This window comes from Pseudomonas sp. DW-iso3, assembly GCF_058725305.1.
Genome location: NZ_JBZXDZ010000003.1, coordinates 107,896 through 127,618, shown reverse-complemented (window position 1 = coordinate 127,618; position 19,723 = coordinate 107,896). Strand labels below are relative to the sequence as shown.

At 61.2% G+C, this 19,723-nt stretch carries 19 protein-coding genes; 2 read left to right on the top strand and 17 right to left on the bottom strand.

Annotated elements, in window-relative coordinates; translation table 11 throughout:
• Nucleotides 1–21: 21 nt before the first annotated feature.
• The 11 genes from AC4PS7_RS09690 to AC4PS7_RS09640 all read right to left on the bottom strand — a co-directional run bounded on the left by AC4PS7_RS09690 (nucleotide 22) and on the right by AC4PS7_RS09640 (nucleotide 8,993).
• On the bottom strand, nucleotides 22–1,011 hold the full coding sequence (locus AC4PS7_RS09690; RefSeq protein ID WP_010208392.1) for a DNA polymerase III subunit delta': 990 nt from the start codon (nucleotides 1,009–1,011) through the stop codon (nucleotides 22–24).
• On the bottom strand, nucleotides 1,004–1,636 hold the full coding sequence (gene tmk / locus AC4PS7_RS09685; protein ID WP_069673248.1) for a dTMP kinase: 633 nt from the start codon (nucleotides 1,634–1,636) through the stop codon (nucleotides 1,004–1,006). The genes AC4PS7_RS09690 and tmk overlap by 8 nt, the downstream gene beginning before the upstream one ends.
• Nucleotides 1,637–1,655: 19 nt before the next feature.
• Nucleotides 1,656–2,801, bottom strand: a complete 1,146-nt coding sequence (gene mltG, locus AC4PS7_RS09680; protein ID WP_010208389.1) for an endolytic transglycosylase MltG — start codon at nucleotides 2,799–2,801, stop codon at nucleotides 1,656–1,658.
• 1 nt (nucleotide 2,802) lies between these two features.
• Nucleotides 2,803–3,618, bottom strand: coding sequence for an aminodeoxychorismate lyase (gene pabC / locus AC4PS7_RS09675; RefSeq protein ID WP_010208387.1), 816 nt, complete (start codon nucleotides 3,616–3,618; stop codon nucleotides 2,803–2,805).
• Entirely contained in the window at nucleotides 3,618–4,862 is a 1,245-nt protein-coding gene (gene fabF / locus AC4PS7_RS09670; protein WP_010208386.1) for a beta-ketoacyl-ACP synthase II, read from the bottom strand. The genes pabC and fabF overlap by 1 nt, the downstream gene beginning before the upstream one ends.
• 128 nt (nucleotides 4,863–4,990) lie before the next feature.
• Nucleotides 4,991–5,227 (bottom strand): acyl carrier protein, encoded by a 237-nt coding sequence (gene acpP, locus AC4PS7_RS09665; RefSeq protein ID WP_003175607.1) that lies wholly within the window; start codon nucleotides 5,225–5,227, stop codon nucleotides 4,991–4,993.
• 191 nt (nucleotides 5,228–5,418) lie between these two features.
• Entirely contained in the window at nucleotides 5,419–6,162 is a 744-nt protein-coding gene (gene fabG / locus AC4PS7_RS09660) for a 3-oxoacyl-ACP reductase FabG (protein WP_005790544.1), read from the bottom strand.
• 24 nt (nucleotides 6,163–6,186) lie between these two features.
• Nucleotides 6,187–7,125, bottom strand: a complete 939-nt coding sequence (gene fabD, locus AC4PS7_RS09655) for an ACP S-malonyltransferase (protein ID WP_021491483.1) — start codon at nucleotides 7,123–7,125, stop codon at nucleotides 6,187–6,189.
• Between the two features lie 126 nt (nucleotides 7,126–7,251).
• Complete coding sequence (gene plsX / locus AC4PS7_RS09650) at nucleotides 7,252–8,262, bottom strand: phosphate acyltransferase PlsX (RefSeq protein ID WP_021491482.1); 1,011 nt, start codon at nucleotides 8,260–8,262, stop codon at nucleotides 7,252–7,254.
• A gap of 4 nt (nucleotides 8,263–8,266) precedes the next feature.
• Nucleotides 8,267–8,449, bottom strand: a complete 183-nt coding sequence (gene rpmF, locus AC4PS7_RS09645) for a 50S ribosomal protein L32 (protein WP_003179396.1) — start codon at nucleotides 8,447–8,449, stop codon at nucleotides 8,267–8,269.
• Nucleotides 8,450–8,462: 13 nt separating this feature from the next.
• The gene (locus AC4PS7_RS09640) at nucleotides 8,463–8,993 is read right to left on the bottom strand and encodes a YceD family protein (protein ID WP_010208374.1); all 531 of its coding nucleotides are present in this window, start codon (nucleotides 8,991–8,993) and stop codon (nucleotides 8,463–8,465) included.
• A 105-nt stretch (nucleotides 8,994–9,098) separates the two neighbouring features.
• Between AC4PS7_RS09640 and AC4PS7_RS09635 the strand changes: the two genes are divergently transcribed.
• Nucleotides 9,099–9,677: a Maf family protein gene (locus tag AC4PS7_RS09635; protein WP_010208372.1), complete on the top strand. Its 579-nt coding sequence runs from the start codon at nucleotides 9,099–9,101 to the stop codon at nucleotides 9,675–9,677.
• 133 nt (nucleotides 9,678–9,810) lie between these two features.
• On the opposite strand, the gene AC4PS7_RS09630 is transcribed toward AC4PS7_RS09635, so the two are convergent.
• The 3 genes from AC4PS7_RS09630 to rluC are packed head-to-tail and all read right to left on the bottom strand — an operon-like array spanning nucleotide 9,811 to nucleotide 12,424.
• Nucleotides 9,811–10,794 carry a S49 family peptidase gene (locus AC4PS7_RS09630; RefSeq protein ID WP_010208371.1) on the bottom strand — a complete coding sequence of 328 codons (984 nt, stop codon included), beginning with the start codon at nucleotides 10,792–10,794 and terminating at the stop codon, nucleotides 9,811–9,813.
• A gap of 21 nt (nucleotides 10,795–10,815) precedes the next feature.
• Complete coding sequence (locus tag AC4PS7_RS09625) at nucleotides 10,816–11,478, bottom strand: HAD-IA family hydrolase (RefSeq protein WP_042571981.1); 663 nt, start codon at nucleotides 11,476–11,478, stop codon at nucleotides 10,816–10,818.
• Complete coding sequence (gene rluC / locus AC4PS7_RS09620) at nucleotides 11,465–12,424, bottom strand: 23S rRNA pseudouridine(955/2504/2580) synthase RluC (RefSeq protein WP_010208368.1); 960 nt, start codon at nucleotides 12,422–12,424, stop codon at nucleotides 11,465–11,467. Before rluC ends, AC4PS7_RS09625 begins: the two co-directional genes overlap by 14 nt.
• A 759-nt stretch (nucleotides 12,425–13,183) precedes the next feature.
• Here rluC and rne point away from each other — a divergent pair.
• Entirely contained in the window at nucleotides 13,184–16,339 is a 3,156-nt protein-coding gene (gene rne, locus AC4PS7_RS09615; protein ID WP_492179387.1) for a ribonuclease E, read from the top strand.
• A gap of 171 nt (nucleotides 16,340–16,510) precedes the next feature.
• Here rne and AC4PS7_RS09610 read toward each other — a convergent pair whose 3' ends face one another.
• From AC4PS7_RS09610 to AC4PS7_RS09600, 3 genes are all read right to left on the bottom strand, one after another.
• Entirely contained in the window at nucleotides 16,511–17,101 is a 591-nt protein-coding gene (locus tag AC4PS7_RS09610) for a nucleotidyltransferase family protein (protein ID WP_021491479.1), read from the bottom strand.
• Nucleotides 17,098–18,084 carry an XdhC family protein gene (locus tag AC4PS7_RS09605; RefSeq protein ID WP_492179386.1) on the bottom strand — a complete coding sequence of 329 codons (987 nt, stop codon included), beginning with the start codon at nucleotides 18,082–18,084 and terminating at the stop codon, nucleotides 17,098–17,100. Before AC4PS7_RS09605 ends, AC4PS7_RS09610 begins: the two co-directional genes overlap by 4 nt.
• 140 nt (nucleotides 18,085–18,224) lie before the next feature.
• Nucleotides 18,225–19,556 (bottom strand): dicarboxylate/amino acid:cation symporter, encoded by a 1,332-nt coding sequence (locus tag AC4PS7_RS09600; RefSeq protein WP_010208364.1) that lies wholly within the window; start codon nucleotides 19,554–19,556, stop codon nucleotides 18,225–18,227.
• Nucleotides 19,557–19,723 lie beyond the last annotated feature (167 nt).

The following is a 19,723-nucleotide window of genomic DNA, read 5'->3' as shown; positions in this document are numbered from 1 at the left end:
TACACCTGTCGGCCACGGAATTTAACGGCGGCCAAGCAAGCCGACCCACTGCACCAGCAGCGCTTCGAGCAACAGCACGCGGTTGAGGTTGGCCTTGCCGAGCACCTTCTGGCGCTGGGCGAGGATCCAGTCCTGGATCGTCAGCACCTTGTCCTGGGCACTTTTCTGCGCCAGGTACTGCACCACCTTACGCATATCCGGCAAGCCCAGGCCACTTTCATCCTGAGTCAGCTGGTAGCGCAGGATCAGGCTCGACCAATCGCAGAACCAGTCGAACAGCAACAACAGGGGAATGTCCTTCCAGGCACTTTCGGCCAGTTGAGTGGCAGACACTTCCTGCTTGATCAGTTTCTTCACGCCATCCACCACCAGCGCGCGTTGCTCACGCACGCCCTGGGCTTGCAGCTTCACCGCCGCCAGGGGCGAGCCGGCCGCCAGGGTCAGCAGCTCGACCCGTTCATCCTGGCTGCACGCCGGCAACGCCTGCGCGAGCCATTCGAGGCTCATCGCCTCGCTCGGCAGCGGGCACGCCTGCTGCACGCAGCGGCTACGAATGGTCGGCAACAAGCGGCTGGACTGGTGGCTGACCAGCAACAATACGGTGTCGCCGGACGGTTCCTCCAGGCTCTTGAGCAAGGCGTTGGCGGCGTTGATGTTCATCGCCTCCACCGGCTCGATCAACACGACTTTGCGCCCGCCCATCTGCGCGGTCTGCACCACAAAGCTGACGAGGTCGCGCACTTGGTCGACCTTGATCGCCTTGTCGGCTTCCTCGGGTTCCAACAGGTAGTTATCCGGGTGGCTGCCGGCCTTGAGCAGCAGGCAGGATTTGCACTCGCCGCAGGCTTCCAGGTTGACCGGGCGCTGGCACAGCAGGCTAGCCATGAGGCGCTCGGCCAGGTCACGTTTACCGATACCCACCGGCCCATGCAACAGGTAGGCGTGGGCGTGCTGGGCACGGCCGGCCAGTTGTTGCCACAGGCTGTCCTGCCACGGGTAGGCTTCAGCCACGGGCGCGCTCCAGCAGTGTGGGCAACAGGCCGTCGATGGCGTGCTGCACCTGGGCCAGCGGTTGGGCGGCGTCCAGCAGGTAGTAACGCGCAGGTTCGGCCGCAGCCCGTTTGAGGAACGCCGTGCGTACCGCATCAAAGAAGGCCTGGCCTTCGAGCTCGAAACGGTCAAGGCGACCACGGGCGCTGGCACGGGCCAGGCCGACTTCCACCGGCAGGTCGAAGACCAGGGTCAGGTCAGGGCGCAGGTCGCCTTGGACGAAGGTTTCGAGCGTCGCGATGCGCTCCAGGGACAGGCCTCGGCCACCGCCCTGGTAGGCATAAGTGGAATCGGTGAATCGGTCGCAGATGACCACGGCACCGCGCGCCAGGGCCGGGCGAATCACTTCGGCCAAGTGCTGGGCACGGGCGGCGAACACCAGCAGGAGTTCGGTATCCGGGTTCATCTGCTCTTCACCCGGCGCCAGCAGCACCTCGCGTATACGCTCGGCCAGCGGCGTGCCGCCGGGCTCGCGGGTCAGCACCACTTCGATACCTTCGTGGCGCAAACGCTCGGCCAGGTAATCGCGGTTGGTGCTTTTGCCGGCGCCTTCGGGGCCTTCCAGGGTAATAAACAAGCCAGTCACAGGCAGTCCTTAGTCAGAATTATTGCGGGCTTTGCGGGGCGGCGGTGTCCGGCGCAGGCTCGGTCGGCTTTTCAACCGGCGCTTGCGCGGGCACATCCACCGCAGGCGTTGCGTCTTCCTCAGGCTTCACGGCAGGCGCAGGGCTGGAGCGGTAATCGGCCCGGCGCTTGAGCTGGAACTCCCGCACGGCGGCATTATGCGCATCCAGGTCATCGGAGAAAATATGGCTGCCGTCACCCCGCGCGACAAAATACAGGCTGCTGCCCGGCACCGGGTTAAGCGCGGCATGGATCGCCTCGCGCCCGACCATGGCAATGGGCGTCGGCGGCAGGCCGGCCACCATGTAGGTGTTATAGGGATTGGCTTCCTTGAGGTGAGCGCGGGTCAACTTGCCGTTGTAGCGCTCGCCCAGGCCATAGATCACCGTCGGGTCGGTCTGCAATAACATGCCGACCTTCAGGCGACGCACAAAGACACCGGCAATCTGCCCACGCTCTTCAGGCACGCCAGTCTCTTTCTCCACCAGGGAGGCCATGATCAGCGCTTGATAAGGGTCGGTGTACGGCGCATCGGCGGCACGCTTGCTCCACTCCTGAGCGAGTACATCGTCGAGGCGGTTGTAGGCTTTTTTCAGGAACTCGACGTCGGTCATGCCACGCACGAAGCGGTAGGTATCAGGGAAGAACCGACCTTCCGGGAACACGCCGGGGTGACCGAGCTTGTCCATGACCTCGGTGTCGCTCAGGCCTGCGAGGGTCTGCACGATCTTTTCATGCTTGGCCAGGGCCGAGCGCACCTGGCGGAAGTTCCAGCCTTCGACCAGGGTCAGGCTGTATTGCACCACTTCGCCACGCTGCCATAGGCCGATCAAGCCCTGCGCCGTCATGCCGGGGGTCATGCGGTATTCGCCGCTGTGCAGTGGCTGGCCGTCGAGGTTAAAGCGCCAGTACAGGCGCAACCAGAAGGCGCCATCCAGCACGCCATCGGCTTCCAGGCGATTGAAGGTGCCTGTGGGCGTTGCCCCCGCCGGCACGTCGAGCAATTGCTCCTGGGTCAGGTTCAAGGGCTGCTTCAAGGCAGCGTCGAATTTCCAGACGCCATAGCCCAACAGCAAAGCCGCCGAGAACAGACCGACCAGCAGCAGTACAACCAGTTTTCGTATCAACTCAAATTTCCAATAGCGCGCGAACAATGGCCTGCAGTTTACGGGTGAGCGGCCCAACCGGCCAGCTCATCGCAGCGTACCCGCGCACCGGCCAAATGCCATAAACGCTGTTGCACACAAAGACTTCGTCGGCCTGCTGCACCTGCTCAAGATCGATGTCGGCCACGGCCACCGGGATGCCCAGGCTTTGTGCCTGCGCCAGAATCTCGGCGCGCATCACACCGGCAACGCCGCAACGGGTCAGATCAGCGGTTAGTAACAAGCCGTTGCGCACTAGGAACAGGTTGCTGAATACGCCTTCTATGACGCGGCCGGACACATCCAGCATCAAGCCTTCAGCGTGCTCAGTGTCTTGCCACTCGGCGCGGGCGATCACCTGTTCGAGGCGATTGAGGTGCTTGAGACCGGCCAGCAACGGCTGTTCGGCCAAGCGGGTCGCACAGGCGAACAGACGGATGCCGTCGGCTGCATGGGCGTGGGGATAGGTAGCAGGCGGACTGCCCTGCAAGATGCGGCGCACCGGAGCGCCGAGGTTGATGCCATAACCGCGCAGGCTGTCGCCGCGGGTCAGGATCAATTTGAGAACACCGTCGCCGAGGGCGGCGGCATAGGCCAGCACTTCGCTGCGGATCAATTCACGATCCGCAACCAAGGCGAGGCGCCTGCACCCCTCATCGAGGCGTTGCAGGTGGCGGTCGAGCAGCACAGGCTGCCCGGCCCTGACGGCGATGGTCTCGAACAGCCCATCACCATACGCCAGGCCGCGATCTTTCAGGGGCACGCTGTCCGCTGGCTGACCGTCGACCCAGCTGTGCATCACTCGGCGAACCGGCGGAACACCAGGGAACCGTTGGTGCCACCAAAACCGAACGAGTTGGAGATCACCACGTCGATCGGCATCGGCTGTGCTTCGTGAGGCACGAAGTTCAGGTCACAGCCTTCATCCGGCTCATCCAGGTTGATGGTCGGTGGAGCGACCTGATCCTTGATGGCCATGACGCTGAAGATCGCCTCGACCGCGCCCGCTGCGCCCAGCAAGTGGCCGGTCATCGACTTGGTGGAGCTGACCGCCAGGTTGTAGGCGTGCTCGCCGAACACCGACTTGATGGCTTCGGCTTCAGCCAGGTCGCCGGTCGGGGTCGACGTGCCATGGGCGTTGATGTACTGCACTTGGTCCGCATTGACCTTCGCGTCGCGCAGGGCGTTGGTGATGCAACGCGCAGCACCGGCACCGTCGGACGGTGGCGAGGTCATGTGGTAAGCGTCGCCGCTCATGCCGAAGCCGATCAGCTCGGCGTAAATCGTGGCACCACGCGCCTTGGCGTGCTCCAACTCTTCCAGTACCAGCGCACCGGCACCGTCGGACAGTACGAAACCGTCACGGCCTTTGTCCCATGGACGGCTGGCACGGCTCGGCTCGTCATTACGGGTCGACAGCGCCCGGGAGGCACCGAAGCCGCCCATGCCCAGGCCGCAGGCCGCCATTTCGGCGCCGCCGGCAATCATCACGTCGGCTTCGTCATAGGCGATGTTGCGCGCCGCCATGCCGATGCAATGCGTGCCAGTGGTACACGCCGTGGCGATGGCGTAGTTAGGCCCCTGTGCGCCCAGGTGGATCGACAGGAAACCGGAAATCATATTGATGATCGATCCCGGGACGAAGAACGGTGAAATTCGACGAGGGCCGGAATCATGCAACGTGCGGCTGGTTTCTTCGATATTGGTCAAACCGCCAATACCCGAACCCATCGCCACGCCGATGCGATCACGGTTGGCGTCGGTGACTTCCAGGCCGGCATTACGCACTGCCTGAAAACCGGCTGCCAGGCCGTATTGAATGAACAGGTCGAGTTTGCGGGATTCTTTGACCGAGAGGTATTCCTCGACATTGAAACCCTTTACCGAGCCGCCAAAACGGGTGGAATAGGCAGAAAGGTCCGTGTGTTCGATCAGACCAATACCACTGTGGCCAGCCAGAATGCCCTGCCAACTGCTCGGCACATCCGTGCCCAGTGGCGACAACATACCCATACCGGTGACTACGACGCGTCTACGCGACACAGCACTCTCCTTTTTCTAATGACGACACTTTTGCTTCAACGTTTACTTTTGATCAGGGCTAAAGAAAAAACCGCACGCCGTTACAGCAGTGCGGTTTTTCCCTGAAAGCAAACGACGACTACAAACTATTACGCCTGGTGGCTAGTAACGTAGTCGATAGCAGCTTGAACAGTAGTGATTTTTTCAGCTTCTTCGTCCGGGATTTCGGTCTCGAATTCCTCTTCCAGAGCCATCACCAGCTCAACGGTGTCAAGGGAATCGGCACCCAGGTCTTCTACGAAGGAAGCAGTGTTGACCACTTCTTCTTCTTTAACGCCCAGTTGCTCGGCGACGATTTTCTTGACGCGCTCTTCGATGGTGCTCATACCTTGTTTAACTCCTAATGGACAAATTCAGGCAGCTGGCCAGTGGGTAAGTGTATAGAAAGCCATTTCAGCTTTTCAACTGAAAGCTTCACCCTGTACCCGGTCGGCCACCTGCCTATAAATTAAGTTGCAGCTTTATAACGGATTTTAGACAGCTCGTATGACATTTTTTTGAAGCGATCCGTCACAATTTAACTCATGTACATCCCGCCGTTCACCGGGATTGTAGCCCCAGTCACGTATGCCGCACCGTCGGATGCCAGGAAAGTGACCACATTCGCGATCTCTTGAGCCTGGCCCAAACGGCCCAGCGGAATCTGCGTCAGCAAGGCTTCACGCTGTGCTTCTGGCAGTTCGCGGGTCATATCGGTGTCGATGAACCCTGGGGCCACCGAGTTGACCGTAATCGACCGCGAGCCGACTTCACGTGCCAATGCACGGCTGAAACCTTCCAGACCGGCTTTGGCAGAGGCGTAGTTTACTTGGCCTGCGTTGCCCATGGCACCCACTACGGAGCCAATATTGATAATTCGACCCCAACGCGCCTTGGTCATGCCGCGCAAAACGCCCTTGGACAGGCGAAACAGACTGTTCAAGTTGGTGTCGACCACGTCGTACCACTCGTCGTCTTTCATGCGCATCATCAAGTTGTCGCGGGTGATACCGGCGTTGTTCACCAGAATCGCCGGCGCACCGAACTGTGCGGTGATCTCGGCCAGTACGGCAGCCACGGACTCATCACTGGTCACGTTCAGCTCAAGGCCGGTACCTTGCACGCCGTTTTCCTTCAGGGTCGCGGCGATACGCTCGGCGCCCGAAGCGGACGTAGCGGTGCCGATCACAACGGCGCCCTGACGGCCCAGTTCCAGGGCGATCGCCTGGCCAATGCCACGGCTTGCGCCGGTAACCAGTGCAACTTTACCTTGCAGACTCATGCAGGCTTCTCCTTAGTTCGGGGATTAGGCCAGTGCCGCGCGAGCGGCAGCGAAGGCATCCGGGGTATTGAGGTTGGCAGTCGACACGCCGTCGGCGCACCGCTTGTTCAGGCCGGCCAGGACTTTGCCCGGACCGCACTCGACCAGCTCGGTGGCGCCGTTGGCCGCCAGGGTCTGGACCGATTCAACCCAACGTACGGGCTTGTAGAGTTGCTCCAGCAGGTCGCGCTTGAGAGTGTCGAGGTCGGCAGCCACGGCTGCACTGACGTTCTGCACCAACGGGATCTGCGGTGCCTGCCAGTTGATGGCGGCGATGGACTCGGCAAAACGCTCGGCTGCCGGGCGCATCAGCTCACAGTGCGACGGCACGCTCACCGGCAACGGCAGCGCACGCTTGGCGCCACGGGCCTTGCAGCCTTCGATGGCACGCTCGACCGCCGCCTTGGCACCGGCGATGACCACCTGGCCAGGGGAGTTGAAGTTCACGGCGCTGACCACTTCGCCCTGGGCCGCTTCGGCACAGGCTTCGATCACCACGGCATCGTCCAGGCCCAGGATAGCGGCCATACCGCCCTGCCCGGCCGGAACGGCTTCTTGCATCAGTTGGCCACGGCGCTCGACCAGCTTGACCGCCTCACCGAGGGTCAGGCTGCCCGCTGCCACCAAGGCGCTGTATTCGCCCAGGCTGTGACCCGCGACAAATGCCGGACGCGCGCCGCCTTCCGCCAGCCACAAACGCCACAGGGCGATCGAAGCGGTCAGGATGGCCGGCTGGGTTTTATCGGTTTGATTGAGCTGCTCTTCCGGGCCTTGCTGGGTCAGTGCCCACAGGTCGTACCCCAGGGCGTCGGACGCTTCTTTAAAGGTGTCCAGGATCAGCGGGTATTGCGCGCCCAGCTCGGCCAACATGCCGAGGGACTGCGAACCCTGCCCTGGAAAGACGAATGCGAGGGATGTAGACATGTAACAAGCCCCTAATGATCTGGTCGTCGAAAATGCGCACGCCTACGGTGGGAGTGCACGAAACTGACAGATTGGATGGTCAATTGAACTGGCCGGTCACATTTAAGCACTCCCGAGCCGATTCGCCTAAGGCAACAGGTCCTCAAGACGGCCGTGCAAGCGTTGCGGCAGGTTTTCCTGGATCTCGATCAGGGCCCGCGCAATCGCGCTTTGAAAGCCTTCAACGCCCGCAGAACCATGGCTCTTCACCACAATGCCCTGCAAGCCCAGAAAACTCGCACCATTATGCCGCGCTGGCGCCAGGTCGGCCTGCAGGCGGCGCATCAACGGCAGCGCCAGGGCGCCGACCAGGCGCGACGCGAGGTTCTGCTTGAACAACGCCTCGATGCGCGTGGCGATCATGGTCGCCAGGCCTTCGCTGGATTTGAGCAGGATATTGCCGACAAAACCGTCGCACACCACCACATCCGCCTCACCGCGATACAAGCCGTCACCCTCGACAAAGCCGATGTAGTTCAAGCCGCGCGCACCCTGCAACAACGTAGCAGCAAGCTTGACCTGCTGGTTGCCCTTGATGTCTTCGGTACCGATATTCAGCAAGGCCACCCGCGGGCGGGCCACGCCAAGCGCTTCGGCGGCCACCGAGCCCATCACGGCGAACTGGAACAAGTGCTCGGCACTGCAATCGACATTCGCGCCCAGGTCCAGCAGTTGACAATAGCCCTTCTGCGTCGGAATCGCCGCCACCATGGCCGGCCGATCAATGCCGGGCAACGTTTTCAGCACAAAGCGCGACAGCGCCATCAGAGCCCCGGTGTTGCCGGCACTGACACAGGCTTGCACCTTGCCATCACGCAGCAGCTCAAGCGCCACCCGCATCGAAGAGTCGGGTTTGCCACGCAGGGCCGCCGCCGGCTTGTCATCCATGGTGATGGTTTCGCTGGCCGGCGTAATCGTCAGGCGCGCGCGATCCACCGCCGGATGGCTGGCAATCAGTTCTTCAAGGAGGGAGGGTTGACCGACGAGGGTCAGGTGCAGCGAGGGTGTAGCGGACAGGCTGGCAATGCAGGCCTGAACAATGCTGCGGGGACCGAAGTCCCCGCCCATTGCGTCTATCGCGATGACTAGAGCAGACAAGTGATTACTCGTCAGCGCCCTTGTCGATCACTTTACGGCCACGGTATACGCCTTCTGGCGATACGTGGTGACGCAGGTGAACTTCACCGGTGGTCTTTTCTACGGACAGGGTGCTTGCCTCGAGAGCGTCGTGCGAACGGCGCATGTCACGGGCGGAGCGGGATTTTTTGTTCTGCTGAACAGCCATAATTGATTAACTCCTAAACGTTTGGGTCACGCTTTAACTGCGCCAATACACTGAACGGGTTGGACCGCGTTACCTCGTCCTCGCTCGGTTCGGGCTCGTCATCGAGGCCCGCCGGCTGCTGGCATTCTTCCGGATGATGAGCAGGCACAATGGGCAAGGCGAGCAGAAGCTCCTCCTCGATCAGTGCATGCAGATCCAAAGGATCTTCGCCCAGTTCCAGCACGTCATAACCTTTCGGCAACGACTGGGTATTCGCACCCTCCTTCACCACAGCATAACTGCACTCGCTGTGGATCGGCAGGGTGACCAGCTCAAGACAACGCTGGCAAACCATTTTGACTTCGGTGTCGATAAAGCTGTGGATTACCACAGACTTACGTTCATCTCGTTCAAAAACGAATTTGGCCTGCACCCTACCGACAGTGTCGGAAAGCGGGTCGCAGAGTCTCTCCAAATCGGCCAGCAGCAACTCACCTTGAAGGGAAGTGCCACGATCAGCCAATTTGCGCGGGTCAACGTGAGGTGGAATCGGGTCATTCAACATAGGCGCAGCATTATAGGGATGCACCCAGCCATGTCAAAGGAAATTCAGCCCTGTGCGTCAGCCGGTCACCCCGCTAGAATCCCCGGCTGCCCTGAGGAGACGCCCATGCTGCCTTTATTACTCGCATCCAGCTCGGTTTATCGCCGGGAATTGCTGAGCCGCCTGCACCTGCCGTTCATCTGCAGCTCGCCGGATATCGACGAAAGCCACCGTGCGAATGAATCCGCCATTGAGCTGGTCAAGCGCCTGGCCGAAGAGAAGGCACGCGCGCTTGCGGCCAGCCATCCTGGGCATTTGATTATCGGCTCCGACCAGGTGGCTGCGCTCGACGGCCGGATCATCGGCAAGCCGCACACGTTCGAGAACGCGCGCGAACAACTGTTGGCCGCCAGCGGCAAGCGTGTCAGCTTCCTCACCGGCTTGGCGCTGCTGAACAGCAAGACAGGGCACTGCCAGGTGGACTGCGTACCTTTTACTGTGCACATGCGTGAGCTGGACGCTGAGCGCGTTGAGCGCTACCTGCGGATTGAGCAGCCGTACGACTGCGCGGGCAGCTTCAAGGCTGAGGGGCTGGGTGTGAGCCTGTTCCAGAGTACCGAAGGGCCGGATGCAACCAGCCTTATCGGCCTACCGCTGATCCGCCTAGTAGACATGCTACTGGTCGAAGGCGTGCAGATCCCTTAAGCCCACCACAAAACCAATTGTGGGAGCGGGCTTGCTCGCGAATGCGGTGTATCAGTCACTGATGTGCTGATTGAACCACCGCATTCGCGAGCAAGCCCGCTCCCACATTTTGAGCGATGCCAGCCTCAGGATTTCAGCGCAGAGTCGGACCCTGGAAGCCCATATACAGCGCCAGCTTCTCCGCCACACTCGCTCCGAGCTTCTTGGAGAACCGATCAAACGGCGATTCCTCAACCGTGAAATCCACCAACTCCTTCTCGCCAATCACATCCCGCGCCACCGAACTGGCACTGCCCAGCCCGTCGATCAAGCCAAGCGGCAACGCCTGCTCGCCCGACCACACCAGACCGGAGAACAGCTCGGGGTGGTCCTTATCCTTCAGGCGGTCGCCGCGCCCCTGCTTCACGCTGGCGATGAACTGGCGATGAGTGGTGTCGAGCACGCCCTGCCAGAACTGGGTTTCATCTGCCTTTTGTGGCTGGAACGGGTCGAGAAATGCCTTGTGCTCACCCGAGGTGTAGGTACGACGCTCCACCCCCAGCTTCTCCATGGTGCCGACAAAGCCATAACCGGCCGCCGTCACACCGATGGAACCCACCAGACTGGCCTTGTCGGCGTAGATCTGGTCAGCGGCACTGGCGATGTAATAGGCACCCGAAGCACCCAAGTCAGAAATCACGGCGTACAGCTTGATATCAGGGTGCAGAGCACGCAGGCGACGAATCTCGTCATACACATAACCGGACTGCACCGGACTCCCGCCAGGGCTGTTGATGCGCAGGATCACGCCCTTGACCTTGGGGTCTTCAAACGCGGCACGCAGGCTGCTGACGATATTGTCGGCGCTGGCGGGCTCCTTGTCGGCAATCACCCCGCGCACTTCGATAAGGGCGGTGTAGTTGGCACCCCGGGTAGCGCTTTTTTCCATGTCCATCAACGGGCTGAACAGCGCCAGCATGGCGATGAGCCAGATAAACGTCAGCAGCTTGAAGAATATCCCCCAACGCCGTGCACGACGCTGTTCCTGGACGCTGGCCAGGAGGGTCTTCTCCAGTAGCTTCCAGCTTTTATCATCGCTGTTTTCAGCCTTTTCGGGCGCTTTCCACTCGTCACTCATGCCATCAACCCCAACAAAGACTTATTGGGCCCGGCTGAGCCAGGCCTGCAATTCGGAAAAATGATCAATCGTCAGACGCGGCTCGTATTGCTGCAACGCCTCGGCAGCCTGGGCACCATAGCTGACCGCCACACTGTCCATGCCCGCATTGCGCGCCATCATCAGGTCGAAGGAAGCATCCCCCACCATCAGCGCCTGGCGTGGCGAGACGCCGCAATGGGCCAGGATCTGCTCCAACATCAGAGGGTGGGGCTTGCTGGCAGTTTCATCGGCGGCGCGGGTGATATCGAAATAATCTTCCCAGCCGTGAGCCTTGAGCACCCGGTCCAGCCCGCGACGCGCCTTGCCGGTGGCGACCGCCAGGTGATAACCCTCGGCGCGGAACGCCTCCAGGGACTGCACCACACCGTCGAACAGGGGCGAAGGCGTGGCCTCCAGGGCGATGTAGTGATCGGCGTAGTGATCACGAAAGGTGACCAGTTCAGCGTCGCTGATCTCGGGATACAAGGTGCGAATCGCCTCAGGCAGGCCCAGGCCGATGATGCCCTTGACTGCGTGATCCGTGCACGGCGCATAGCCCGAGCGGGTCGACGCTGCGTGCATCGATTCGACAATCCGGCCAATGGAGTTGGCCAGGGTGCCATCCCAGTCGAATATCAGCAGTTTGTAATCAAGGTGCGACACTCAAACGCTCCACGGTCTTGGCCCACATCTCATCGACCGGCGCCTGCAGCTTCAACTCGCCACCATCGGGCAGCGGCACAGTGAGCATGTAGGCATGCAGGAACAGGCGCTTGCCGCCCAGGTCACGGATTTCCTTGGAGAAATCCTCGTCACCGTATTTGGTATCGCCAGCGATGCAATGGCCCGCATGCAGGGTGTGCACGCGAATCTGGTGAGTACGGCCGGTTACCGGCTTGGCCTCGACCATGGTGGCGAAGTCACCGAAGCGGCGCAGCACCTTGAACAGGGTCAGGGCTTCTTTGCCCTCTTCGTCCACTTCCACCATGCGCTCGCCGGAACGCAGGTTGCTCTTCTGCAACGGCGCGCGGACGCTCTTGATGGAGCTGGCCCAGTTGCCGCGCACCAGCGCCATGTAGCGCTTGTCCACGCCATCGCCACGCAGGGCGGTGTGCAGGTGGCGCAACATGCTGCGCTTCTTGGCAATCATCAGCAGGCCGGAAGTGTCACGGTCCAGGCGGTGGACCAGCTCCAGCTCCTTGGCGTCCGGACGCAACTGACGAAAGGCTTCGATCACGCCGAAATTCAGGCCGCTGCCGCCGTGAACCGCAATGCCACAGGGCTTGTTGATCACGATCAGCTTGTTGTCTTCAAAGATGATCGACGCTTCAAGGCGCTGCAACAAGCCTTGGGCCAATGGCACGGGCTCATCACGCTCAGGCACGCGAACCGGCGGCACACGGACGATATCGCCCGCCTGCAACTTGTACTCGGGCTTGATCCGGCCTTTGTTCACCCGCACTTCACCTTTACGCAAGATGCGGTAAATCAAGGTCTTGGGCACGCCTTTGAGCCTGGCCAGGAGAAAATTGTCGATGCGTTGGCCGGCATATTCCGGCGAGACCTCGAGCAGCTGGACGCTGGGGGTCTGGGGGGCGGTAGTCGTCATGGCGGCGATGATAACAATTTTTTATGGAATTGAAGCACTTAATCATTGCTGCTATAGTCGCGAACGCCGCCAAAAGCGGCCTGGACAGAGGACATGCGGCAAACTGCCGGCCCTGACCATCGCAATTCATCAGGACGCGAGGCCGTCCTACGGGGCTTTCGCCACCCTGGAAGGCTCAAGATTGTAACAAGCGCAGGTGACATGAGGCCTGAAGCGAGTGCAGAAAGCAGAGTGAATACTCGCGTTCCGCGCCGATATTTACGGCCAGTTCACAAAGTGCAGTCAGTCTTGAACCAGACCACGGCGAATACTTCGGAAACAACGCCTGTTAAGAGCTGAGTGAGAGCGCAACCGCCCACACCTAGTCTTGTTTAGCCATGAGCGTGGACTCCCCATTGGAGAACACGGTAAATGCCAACCCGCTGCGGATTCTGCGCGCGGCAGCACCCGAATTATCAGGGATACGTGTAGGGTGGAGATGCACAACCGTCGGACCGTGTAGCACTAGGCTTATATTTAGACGCTTCATCTCGTCCACAGTCGCCGGTTGATTCCTCCTCCTGACCTTAGCTTTTGTTGAAGTGGTGCCTTTGTCACCACCGCTAACAAGCAGGACGCGTCCGTCGCGATACCGGCCCAATTGGCTGGTTTTTGCTGGACACTGGAGTGGCCAACCACTCTTGACGCACCTGACACCGACCGTGAGAAGTCGTGTGTGCCGAACGCCGTTTCCGGCAGCCCGGAAACCGACGGTACAACATGAAAAGAATGCTGATTAACGCAACTCAACCCGAAGAGTTGCGTGTTGCACTGGTAGATGGCCAACGCCTCTACGACCTGGACATCGAATCCGGTGCACGCGAGCAAAAGAAGGCCAACATCTATAAAGGCCGTATTACTCGCATCGAACCAAGCCTTGAGGCTGCCTTTGTCGATTTCGGCTCCGAGCGCCACGGCTTCCTGCCCCTCAAAGAAATCTCCCGCGAATACTTCAAGAAAGCCCCTGAAGGCCGCGTGAACATCAAGGACGTCCTGAGCGAAGGCCAGGAAGTCATTGTCCAGGTAGAAAAAGAAGAACGTGGCAACAAGGGCGCTGCCCTGACCACCTTCATCAGCCTGGCCGGCCGTTACCTGGTCCTGATGCCGAACAACCCACGTGCCGGCGGCATTTCCCGCCGCATCGAAGGCGAAGAGCGCAACGAACTGCGTGAAGCGCTGAACGGCCTGATTGCACCAGCCGACATGGGCCTGATCGTTCGCACTGCCGGCCTGGGCCGCAGCAGCGAAGAAATGCAGTGGGACCTCGACTACCTGCTGCAACTGTGGACCGCCATCAAAGAAGCGTCCCTGGATCGTTCCGCGCCGTTCCTGATCTACCAGGAAAGCAACGTGATCATCCGCGCCATCCGCGATTACCTGCGCCAGGACATCGGCGAAGTGCTGATCGACAGCGTTGAAGCCCAGGACGAAGCCCTGACCTTCATCCGCCAGGTGATGCCGCAATACGCCAGCAAGATCAAGCTGTACGAAGACAGCGTCCCGCTGTTCAACCGTTTCCAGATCGAAAGCCAGATCGAGACCGCCTTCCAGCGCGTGGTCGAACTGCCTTCCGGTGGCTCCATTGTGATCGACCCGACCGAAGCCCTGGTGTCCATCGACATCAACTCGGCGCGTGCGACCAAAGGCAGCGACATCGAAGAAACCGCCCTGCAGACCAACCTGGAAGCGGCTGAAGAAATCGCCCGCCAGCTGCGCCTGCGTGACATCGGCGGCCTGATCGTGATCGACTTCATCGACATGACCCCTGCCAAGAACCAGCGCGCCGTGGAAGAGAAAGTCCGCGAATGCCTGGAAGCTGACCGTGCCCGCGTACAGGTCGGCCGCATTTCGCGCTTTGGCCTGCTGGAAATGTCCCGTCAGCGCCTGCGTCCTTCCCTGGGCGAGAGCAGCGGCATCGTCTGCCCGCGTTGCAACGGCACCGGCATCATCCGTGACGTTGAATCGCTGTCCCTGGCGATCCTGCGCCTGATCGAAGAAGAAGCCCTGAAAGACCGCACCGCCGAAGTCCGCGCGCAAGTGCCGATCCCGGTTGCCGCCTTCCTGCTCAACGAAAAACGCAACTCGATCACCAAGATCGAACTGCGCACCCGTGCCCGTATCGTCATCCTGCCGAACGATCACCTCGAAACCCCGCACTTCGAAGTGCAGCGTCTGCGCGACGACAGCCCGGAAGCCCACAGCGGCCAGTCCAGCTACGAAATCGCCGCTGCCGCAGCCGAAGTGGAAGAAGTCCAGCCAGCCGCCGCGACCCGCACCCTGGTTCGCCAGGAAGCCGCGGTCAAGACCGCGCCGGCTCGCGCCAACGCTCCGGTGCCGACCGAAGTCGCCGCTCCGGTTGCCGCACCGGCCGCCCTGCCTGAACCAAGCCTGTTCAAAGGCCTGGTGAAGTCGCTGGTCAGCCTGTTCGCCACCAAGGAAGAGCCTGTTGCTCCGGTTGTGGTCGAAAAACCGGCTACCGAGCGTCCTGCGCGCAACGAAGAGCGTCGCAACGGTCGTCAGCAGAGCCGTAACCGCAACGGCCGCCGTGACGAAGAGCGCAAGCCGCGCGAAGAACGTGCGCCGCGTGAAGAACGCGCCCCACGCGAAGAGCGTGCACCTCGCGAACCCCGTGAAGAAACCCCGACCGTAGAACGTGCACCGCGTGAAGAGCGCGCACCGCGCACTCCACGTGCCCCACGCGAAGATCGCAAGCCACGTGGCGAGCGCGAAGAACGCGTGCGTGAACTGCGCGAGCCGCTGGACGCCGCGCCAGCCGCTGCCGGTGTTGCCGTTGCTGCTGAAGAACGCCCGGCCCGCCAGCCGCGTGAAGAGCGTGCGCCACGCGAAGAACGCCAACCTCGCGCCCCGCGTGAAGAGCGTCAACCACGTGCCGAACAAGCGGCTGCTGCCAGCGAAGAAGAGGTACTGACCGGCGAAGAGCAACTGCAGGAAGACGGTCAGGAAGGCGCCGAAGGCGATCGTCCACGCCGCCGCTCCCGTGGTCAGCGTCGTCGCAGCAACCGTCGTGAGCGTCAACGTGATGCCAACGGCAACGTGATCGAAGGCTCGGAAGAGACCGGCGAAAACACAGAAGCCGCTACCAGCGAACCGACTGGCGCCGAACTGGCTGCCGGCTTGGCCGTTACCGCTGCCGTTGCCAGCTCGGTCATCAGCGCACCGGCTGAAGCCCAGGCTCACGAGCAGGCTGAACGCGCTACCGCAGCGGTCGAAGACACCGTCACCGTGGAAGCACCGGTTGCCGAGACGCCAGCCGTTGAAGCACCTGCTGTTGAAGCGCCGGTTGCTGAAACGCCAGTCGTAGAAGCGTCGGCTGTCGAAGCACCGGTTGTCGAAGCCACCACCCCAATCGAAGCGCCGGCTGTTCCGGAAGTGGAAGTTGCCCCGGTTCAAGAAGCCCAGCCAGAAATTGAAGTGGCAGCGGTTGAACAAGCGCCAGTGGTTGAGCCTCAGCCAGTGGTCGAAGCAGCGGTTGTCGAAGCAGCCCCAGAAGTACGCGAAGTTCGTGAAGAACAGACCGCCTTCCAATGGACTGCCGAGCCTGCCGCACCGGTTGAAGCGTCAGAACCTGCCCCTGTGGTGGAAGAAGCGCCAGCGCCGGTTGCCGAAGTCGTGGTCGCCGAGCCAACCCCAGTGGTTGAGCCTGCTCCGGTCGTAGAACCTGCGCCCGTGGTTGAAGCTCCGGTAGTTGCCGAAGTGGCAGCACCGGTGGTTGAAGCAGCCCCGGTCAGTGCACTGACCGAAAACGGCCGTGCCCCGAACGACCCACGTGAAGTGCGTCGTCGTCGCAAGGAAGCTGAAGCCGCAGCAGCTGCCGCGGCACAGGAAGCAGAGCACGAGAGCAAACCTCTCGCCTGATTCCAGCAGCGACTAAAAAGCCCCGCCTGAGTGATCAGGCGGGGCTTTTTTATAACCATCTTGTAGATATCGTAGATTCACGGTGGGAGCGGGCTTGCTCGCGAATGCGCCGGGTCAGGCAGAGCTGCAGTGACTGACCCAGCGCATTCGCGAGCAAGCCCGCTCCCACATTTAGCCCGAGGTGAAACTCAGGGAGTGCGGCAGGTCGACATCCCATAACACGCCGGGGTCATTTACCTGCACCTGCCTCACTGCAGCGTGCGCAAACAACGGCTTGGCCCCACGATCACCGGTCAACGCCATCAGCCCCGGCCCAAATGCCTGGCTAAATGCCACAGGATGCCCATATTGCCCATCCTGCATCGGCACACTGATACCGCCCTCCTCCAGCCCATCGATCACCTGCTCAATGCTCGACGACCGAATAAACGGCATATCCCCCAACACCACCAGCCAGCCGTCCGCCGCAGCACTGGCTGCAACCGCCGCCGCAATACTGTCGCCCATGCCGGCTGAGCGCAGCAGCAGGACCTTGCAACCGCAGGCCTCGGCCAAACGAATCACTTCATGACGGTCCGGCGACGTCACCACCCAACGCTCAACCACAGTAGCCGGCAGATTCACCAGCACCTGCTCGACCACCGGCCGCGTCATGCCATCCAAGCCCACACAATCAGCCAGCAACTTATCCTGGCCAGCCCCCGCCACGGCGCGGAAGCGACTGCCCTGCCCCGCCGCGAGCACAATCGCAGTGACTGTCACTCAGCCACCACCGGCAATGGCTTCTTCTGCATCGGGGCCACACCGTTCTTGATCGCGACAATTTCCGCCATCAGCGACAACGCGATCTCCGACGGGGTGTGGCTGCCGATATGCAAGCCGATCGGCCCATGCAGGCGGGCGATCGCTTCCGCCGATAACCCCAGCGCGGCGAGGTTTTCCCGACGCTTCTGACTGTTGACCCGCGACCCCAGGGCGCCGATGTAGAACGCCGAGGAGTTCAGCGCCGTCAGCAAAGCCATATCATCCAGGCGCGGGTCATGGGTAAGGCACACAATGGCCGTGCGCTCATCGGTCTGGATGTTGAGCACAGCCTCATCGGGCATGCCCGGCACAAAGCGGCCGTGCTGTTCTTCCCAACCGTAGACGAACTCATCACGCGGGTCGCAGATCAACACCTCGAAATCCAGCAAGCGCGCCATCTCCGCCACGTAGCGTGACAGTTGCCCGGCACCGATCAACAGCAGGCGCCAGCGCGGGCCGTAGATGGCACGCAGGCGTTCGCCGTCGAAGGTGACCACATCGGTCTTGCTTGCACTGCTCAAGGTGACGTCACCACTGGCCAGGTCCAGCTCACGTGCGACGATCTGATGATCTTCACAGCGCCCCAGCAGTTCCGACACCCACGCCCAGTCGCGCACACGCTCTTCGGTCAGGCGCAAGGTGCCCCCACAGGGCAGGCCAAAACGCGCGGCTTCATCGCGGGTAACGCCGTAGGTCACCAACTGGACCGGCGGCCCGTCTGCAGGCAACCGGCCATCCTGCAGGCGTGCAATCAAGTCGTCCTCGATGCAGCCGCCCGACACCGAGCCGATCACCACCCCGTCCCCCCTCAGCGCCAGCATGGCGCCCGGTGGACGCGGGGCACTGCCCCAGGTCTGGACAACGCTGTACAACACCACTCGCTGCCCGGCACGGCGCCATTCGAGCACGCTGCGCAGGACGTTCAAATCCACACTGTCCACATAACCTCCTGCAAGCGTTACAACCTATTCACTTACTGTAAAACAAAAGCTGCCAAAGTAATGCGCCAGAAACACAAACGCCCCGAACCAGTCGGGGCGTTTGTACGTTGCTGTCGGCGTTAGTTCACGCCAGCAGCGGCTTACTTGACGACAGGTGCAGGGCCTTCGGCCACGCCCAGGTCATCCAGTTCGCGGGTTTCCGAGATACCGGTACCGCCGGACGCCAGCTCGCTTTGCAGCTTGTCGGTGTCCAGTTCCTTGACCCACTTGGCCACAACGATGGTGGCAACGGCGTTACCGACAAGGTTGGTCAGTGCGCGGGCTTCGGACATGAAGCGGTCGATACCCAGGATCAGCGCCAGGCCGGCAACCGGCAGGTGGCCTACGGCCGACAGGGTGGCAGCCAGTACGATGAAGCCCGAACCGGTCACGCCTGCAGCGCCTTTGGAGGACAGCAGCAGCACCAGCAGCAGCGTGATCTGGTGGGTAATGTCCATGTGGGTGTCAGTCGCCTGGGCGATGAACACGGCAGCCATGGTCAGGTAGATCGAAGTACCGTCGAGGTTGAAGGAGTAGCCGGTTGGAATCACCAGGCCTACTACGGATTTCTTCGCGCCCAGACGCTCCATCTTGATCAGCATGCGTGGCAGTGCGGACTCGGAAGACGAAGTACCCAGAACGATCAACAGCTCTTCACGGATGTAGCGGATCAGTTTGATCACGCTGAAACCGTGGGCGCGGCAGATACCACCCAGAACCACCAGCACGAACAGCAGGCAGGTGATGTAGAAGCAGATCATCAGCTGGCCCAGCTGCACCAGGGAACCTACGCCGTAGGCACCGATGGTGAACGCCATGGCGCCCAGGGCACCGATTGGCGCGAGCTTCATGATCATGTTGATGATGTTGAACATCACGTGGGCGAAGCGATCAATGAAGTCCAGCACCGGCTTGCCGTAGGCACCCAGGCGGTGCAGGGCGAAACCGAAGATCACCGAGAACATCAGCACTTGCAGGATGTCGCCGTTGGCGAAGGCGCCGACGATGGTGTTAGGGATCACATTGAGGATAAAGCCGACGATGCTCTGGTCTTTACCGGCGGTGACGTAGGCCGCCACTTTGGAGGCGTCCAGGGTCGCTACGTCGATGTGCATGCCGTTACCCGGTTGCACGACGTTTACCACGATCAGGCCAATCAGCAGCGCAACGGTAGACACGATCTCGAAGTACAGCAGCGCGTAGCCGCCGGTCTTGCCCACCGATTTCATGCTTTGCATGCCAGCGATGCCACTGACAACGGTGCAGAAGATGATCGGGGCGATGACCATTTTGATCAGTTTGATGAACCCGTCACCCAGCGGCTTGAGGGCCACACCGGTCTGCGGGTAGAAGTGACCGAGCAAAATACCGATAACGATTGCAACGATCACCTGGAAGTACAGGGATTTGTAGATTGGCTGACGAGTCGTCATTGCAAAGTTCCTCAATCGTCCCGTGTGGCAAATATCCGCCATTGCCCACGACACTTGAATTGCGAACCCTCCTGCACTGGAGGGATTTGTTGTTTGCGAGCCCTGTAGGAACAAGCCTGCGCTGTAATCCCTATCGCAAACGCCGTGCCACTTTGCTGAAAAGCCCT

Coding starts and splice junctions, on each gene's coding strand:
- pabC (WP_010208387.1), bottom strand. CDS start 3,618: ATGCACAGCTGGGTCGACGGTCAGCCAGCGGACAGCGTGCCCCTGAAA.
- acpP (WP_003175607.1), bottom strand. CDS start 5,227: ATGAGCACCATCGAAGAGCGCGTCAAGAAAATCGTCGCCGAGCAACTG.
- fabG (WP_005790544.1), bottom strand. CDS start 6,162: ATGAGTCTGCAAGGTAAAGTTGCACTGGTTACCGGCGCAAGCCGTGGC.
- fabD (WP_021491483.1), bottom strand. CDS start 7,125: ATGTCTACATCCCTCGCATTCGTCTTTCCAGGGCAGGGTTCGCAGTCC.
- rpmF (WP_003179396.1), bottom strand. CDS start 8,449: ATGGCTGTTCAGCAGAACAAAAAATCCCGCTCCGCCCGTGACATGCGC.
- AC4PS7_RS09640 (WP_010208374.1), bottom strand. CDS start 8,993: ATGTTGAATGACCCGATTCCACCTCACGTTGACCCGCGCAAATTGGCT.
- AC4PS7_RS09635 (WP_010208372.1), top strand. CDS start 9,099: ATGCTGCCTTTATTACTCGCATCCAGCTCGGTTTATCGCCGGGAATTG.
- AC4PS7_RS09630 (WP_010208371.1), bottom strand. CDS start 10,794: ATGAGTGACGAGTGGAAAGCGCCCGAAAAGGCTGAAAACAGCGATGAT.
- rluC (WP_010208368.1), bottom strand. CDS start 12,424: ATGACGACTACCGCCCCCCAGACCCCCAGCGTCCAGCTGCTCGAGGTC.
- rne (WP_492179387.1), top strand. CDS start 13,184: ATGAAAAGAATGCTGATTAACGCAACTCAACCCGAAGAGTTGCGTGTT.
- AC4PS7_RS09600 (WP_010208364.1), bottom strand. CDS start 19,556: ATGACGACTCGTCAGCCAATCTACAAATCCCTGTACTTCCAGGTGATC.